The sequence below is a fragment of the Streptomyces roseochromogenus subsp. oscitans DS 12.976 genome (assembly GCF_000497445.1).
Lineage (GTDB): Bacteria > Actinomycetota > Actinomycetes > Streptomycetales > Streptomycetaceae > Streptomyces > Streptomyces oscitans.
Genome location: NZ_CM002285.1, coordinates 8,221,329 through 8,226,029, shown reverse-complemented (window position 1 = coordinate 8,226,029; position 4,701 = coordinate 8,221,329). Strand labels below are relative to the sequence as shown.

General features: G+C 75.0%; 3 protein-coding genes and 1 pseudogene. All 4 read right to left on the bottom strand.

The genetic code is table 11. The annotated features are described in order from the left end of the window. Nucleotides 1–2,084 (bottom strand): annotated as a pseudogene (locus M878_RS000000101165) (AAA family ATPase); the annotation flags it as partial. Further along, nucleotides 2,081–3,244, bottom strand: a complete 1,164-nt coding sequence (locus M878_RS85225; RefSeq protein ID WP_023552469.1) for an exonuclease SbcCD subunit D — start codon at nucleotides 3,242–3,244, stop codon at nucleotides 2,081–2,083. The gene M878_RS85225 and the pseudogene M878_RS000000101165, both read right to left, overlap by 4 nt. Nucleotides 3,245–3,351: 107 nt before the next feature. Beyond that, nucleotides 3,352–3,978 carry a YigZ family protein gene (locus M878_RS85220; protein WP_023552467.1) on the bottom strand — a complete coding sequence of 209 codons (627 nt, stop codon included), beginning with the start codon at nucleotides 3,976–3,978 and terminating at the stop codon, nucleotides 3,352–3,354. A 103-nt stretch (nucleotides 3,979–4,081) separates the two neighbouring features. Next, on the bottom strand, nucleotides 4,082–4,624 hold the full coding sequence (locus M878_RS85215) for a SixA phosphatase family protein (protein WP_023552466.1): 543 nt from the start codon (nucleotides 4,622–4,624) through the stop codon (nucleotides 4,082–4,084). Nucleotides 4,625–4,701: the final 77 nt, after the last annotated feature.

Below are 4,701 nucleotides of genomic sequence, written 5' to 3'. Positions count from 1 at the left end.
TCAGGCGCTGCGCGGTGTCCTCGGCGGTGCGCGCGGCGTCGGCGGCGTCGGTGAGCAGCGCCACCTGCCGCTCCAGCTGCGCGGCACGCGCGGCCACGCTGCCCGAGCCGCCGCGTGCCCTGCTCAACTCCTCCTCCAGCCGGCCCTGTTCCTGCTCCAGGGTCTCGCGTCGGGTGACCCCGGGACGCGGCCCGCACGGCGGCCTGCTGACGGTCGGCGAGGCGCTGCTCGCGCTCCCGCTCGGCGCGCCGCAGCTCTTCGTGGGCGGCGTGCAGGACGGAGGCGTCGCGACGGGTGCGGGCGTACTCCTGCTCCAACTCGGCGGCCGTCTCTTCGAGTTGCGCGGTGGGCGTGTCGCCGGCTTCGGCGGTGGCGGCGGCCAGGGCCTCGCGGACGACGCCGAGCCGCCGCTGGTCCTCGGTGTGCTGCCGGTCGGCCTGCTGGGAGGCCTTGTGGGCCCTCTCCTCGGCCTCACGGTCGACGTGCCCGGCGACCTTGCGGGCCGGTGCGGGGTGTTCGGTGGCTCCGCAGACGGCGCAGGGCTCGCCGTCGGTGAGGTGGGCGGCCAGCTCGGCGGCAATGCCGTTCAGACGCTGTTCCTTGAGGTCGAGCCAGTGGGCGCGGGAGCCGAGCGCCTGCTGCTCGGAGGCCAGCGCCCGGCGCTGTGCGTCCTCCAGGTCCGCGGCCAGCGTGTCCCGGGTGCGGGCCGCGGTGAGCCGCCCGCGCATCGGGTCCCGCTGGACGGCGAGCTGCTCGGCGCGGGTGGCGGCCTCCTGGGCGGAGTCGACGCGGGACTGCAGGGCCGCGCGCGTGGCGTCCCACGCGTCGAGCCAGGCGTCGGCCTCGCGCAGCACCTCCTCGTCGGCGCGCTCCTGGCGGTCGAGCCCGGACCGCTCCTCGGCCAGCCGGACGAGCTTCTGCTCGGCGCGCCGGGCCGCGTCCAGACCGCCCAGTTCCTCGGCGGCCCGGCGGGCGGCTGCGGCCAGTCCGCTCGCGCCGGCGTCGGCATAGGAGCCGGGGAGCGTCCCGCGCACGCTCGCCTCGGCCGTGGTGGCCCTGCGGTGCTCCTCTTCGGCGGCCTCGCGCAGCTCCAGCGCGGGCGCGACCGCCTCCGCCTTGCGGGACCGCTCCATGCGCCGCTGCGCCTCGTGGTGGGCGCCGGCCCGCTCCTGGAGCTGCTCGGCGCGCTGCCGGGCCTCGGTGAACCGGCTCTGCAGCCGGGCGAGTTCGCGTACATCGTCCAGGGCGCGCCGGATCTCGGTGTGCGCGGACTCGGCGGCGGCCAGGCGGCAGTGGGCGATGGTGAGGCGCTCGCGGGCGGTGGCGCGGGCGAGGGCGGCGGCGCCGAGGACGGCGTCGGCCAGACCGGGATCGCCGGGCGCCAGCTCGGGCAGTTCCATGGCGTCGCCGGCTTCCTGCTGCATGCGGTGGGCGTCGGCGAGCAGCGCCGCGTCGCCTTCCCGTACGCGTGCCTCGGTGGCCCGGCGGCGCTCGGCGAGGCGCTTCTCGGCGTCGGCGAACCGCTGGGTGTCGAAGAGGCGGCCCAGCAGCTTGCCGCGGGCCTCGGCGTCGGCGCGCAGGAAGCGGGCGAAGTCGCCCTGGGGCAGCAGCACGACCTGGCAGAACTGCTCGCGGCTCATGCCGAGGAGCTGGGTGATCTCCTCGCCGATCTCCTGGTGGGAGCGGCTGAGGTCCTTCCAGGCGCCGGCCGTGGCATCGTACTCCCGCAGCCAGGTCTGGGCCTTGTCGACGGTCGTGCCCGTGCCGCGCAGTTTGGGCCGCTCCCACGGCGGCTGCCGGGTGATCTCCAGCCGGCGTCCGGCGACGGTGAGGTCGAGGCGGACCTCGGTGCGGGTGCGCGGCTCGGCGTGGTCGCTGCGCAGGTGCATACCCTGGCCGCTCTGCCGGGCGCCGGGGACGGAGCCGTACAGGGCGTAGCAGACGGCGTCCAGGACGGAGGTCTTTCCGGCGCCGGTGGGGCCGTGCAGCAGGAAGAGCCCGGCGGCGGACAGGGCGTCGAAGTCGACGCCGCGGGAGCCGCCGAAGGGCCCGAAGGCGGTGATGTCAAGCCGGTGCAGCCTCATCGGGCCACCTCCCGTACGACGGCGTCGGCGCGCACGGCGTCGAAGGCCTCGCGCAGGACGGCCGTCTCGCGCTCGTCGGGCCCGGCGCCGCGCACATGGGCGACGAAGTCCTGGGCGATCTGCTGGTCGCTGCGGCCGGCGAGGCGCCGGGCGTACGACACCGAGGGGTCGTCCGGGGCGCGCTCGGGGGCGAAGACGAGGCTGAGGGTGTGCGGGAAGCGCTCGGTGAGCCGGGCCATGGGGTCGGCGGGGCGGACCGGGTCGGTGAGGGTGGCTTCGACCCAGGCGTCCTCGTGCCGGGCGAGGCCGGGATCGGCGAGGAGGCCGTCCAGCGTGCCCTTGATGCGGGCCAGCGGGCGGGGCACCGGGCAGTCGACGCGTTCGGCGGAGACGGTGCCGTCGGCATCGAGGTCGATCAGCCAGGTGCTCTTGCGGTGGCCGGCCTCGGAGAAGGAGTAGGCGAGCGGGGAGCCGGAGTAGCGCACGCGCTCGGTGAGGGTCTGGCAGCCGTGCAGGTGGCCGAGCGCCACATAGTCGACCCCGTCGAAGACCCCGGCCGGTACGGCGGCGACCCCGCCGGCGGTGATGTCCCGCTCGCTGTCGCTGGCCTGGGCGCCGGTGACGAAGGCGTGGGCGAGGACGACCGAGCGGGTGCCGGGCGCGCGCGTGGCGAGGTCGGCGCGGATACGGTCCATGGCGGCGCCGAGCACCGCTTCATGGCCGGCCTTGTCGACCCCGAACTCGTCCTTCACCAGGGCGGGTTCGAGGTACGGCAGACCGTAGAAGGCGACGTCGCCGTGGGCGTCGCCGAGGACGACCGGGGTGGCGGCGGCGGACGGCTCGGTGCGCAGGTGGATGCCGGCGCGGTCGATGAGTCCGGCGCCGACGCCGAGGCGGCGGGCCGAGTCGTGGTTGCCGGAGATCATCACCGTGGGCACGCCGAGGTCGGCGAGGCGGTGCAGGGCGTCGTCGAACAGCTCGACCGCGGCGAGCGGGGGCACCGCGCGGTCGTACACATCGCCCGACACGACCACCGCGTCCACCTCGCGCTCGCGCACGGTGGTGACGAGGTGACCGATGAACTCGGCCTGGGCCCCGAGCATGTTCACCCGGTGGAAAGCCCGGCCGAGATGCCAGTCGGACGTGTGCAGGATTCTCATGATCCCCGAGACTAACGGCCGGGTCTGACAGCACGGGCGGTTACTCCCGTATCAGCCCGTCATGACCGGCTACTTCCGCGCGCCTTATGCCCGATTAGGGTCGTATATCACGCATCTCCATAGGCTTCTCCGCCCGGTTCGAATCCCGCCGTGCCCGCCGTCGCGTCCGCGAGCCACGCGCGGAAGGCGTCCACGTCGGCATCGGGCAGGCCGATCTCGATGGTGACGGCCTCGCCGTAGCGGACGTCCCGCACCTCGCGTCCGGTGGCGCGCAGGTCGTTCTGGAGCTTGCCCGCGCGCTGGTGGTCGACGGTCACCGTGGCGAGCCGGAAGCGGCGCCGGGTGAGCGTGCCGAGCGTGTCGAGAGCCTCGCCGACGGCGCCGCCGTAGGCGCGGATGAGTCCGCCGGCCCCGAGCTTGACGCCTCCGTAGTAGCGGGTGACGACCGCGACGACGTAGCGCATCTCACGGCGCAGCAGCATCTGGAGCATGGGGACGCCGGCGGTGCCGCCCGGTTCGCCGTCGTCGCTGGCCTTCTGCACGGAGGCGTCGGCGCCGATGACGTACGCCCAGCAGTTGTGGGTGGCGTCGGCGTGCTCCTTGCGCACGGAGGCGATGAAGTCCTGCGCCTCCTGCTCGGTGGCGGCCGGGGCGAGGGCGCACAGAAAGCGGGAGCGGTTGATCTCGATCTCGTGCACGCCCGCGTGGGCGACTGTGCGGTACTCGTCCTGCATCCCGTCACCCTATGCGGTGACGGGGAGTGCCGGATGCGGACGGAGGCCGGTGGCGGTGACGTACGCGCGCGTGCCGGCAGCGGTGGGGTACGCGCGTGTGGCGCTACTTCTTGCTCCCGCGCGGCACGGTCAGCGAGGTCAGGAGAGCCGTGCCGGGGCCGAGGGCCGGCCAGCCGGCGCCGTGCCAGGACAGCACGGCGATCGCGGACGTGGGGAACTTCGCCCGCACCCGGTCCAGCGTGTCGTCGAGACCGTCCCGCGCCAGCTCCAGGACCAGTTCCTCCAGCCCGGGGTTGTGCCCGACCACCAGCAGCGTCTCCACCTCGGGCGGCGCCTCGCGGACCACCTCCAGCAGATCCGGTACGCCGGCCGCGTACAGCCGCTCGTCGTAGCGCACCGGCGGCGGCGTGCCCCACTCGGCGGAGGCCAGCTCCCAGGTGCGGCGGGCGCGCACGGCCGTGGAGCACAGGGCGAGGTCGGGCAGGCAGTCGGCCTCGGCGAGGGCGCGTCCGGCGGCCGGGGCATCGCGCAGGCCGCGCGGAGCGAGTGGCCTCTCGTGGTCCTCGACGCCCTCGGGCCAGGCGGACTTGGCGTGCCGCAGCACCACGAGCCGACGCAGCGGGCCGGTGCCCGCCCGCACGATCACGCGAGGCTCCCGAGGTCGCGGGCGAGATCGAGGGCCAGCAGGCGGTCGGCGTAGACGTACGTCTCGAAGCGGGCTCC

Bases quoted from the DNA above. Each gene is read 5' to 3' on its own strand.
- M878_RS85225 (WP_023552469.1), bottom strand. From the start codon at position 3,244: ATGAGAATCCTGCACACGTCCGACTGGCATCTCGGCCGGGCTTTCCAC.
- M878_RS85220 (WP_023552467.1), bottom strand. From the start codon at position 3,978: ATGCAGGACGAGTACCGCACAGTCGCCCACGCGGGCGTGCACGAGATC.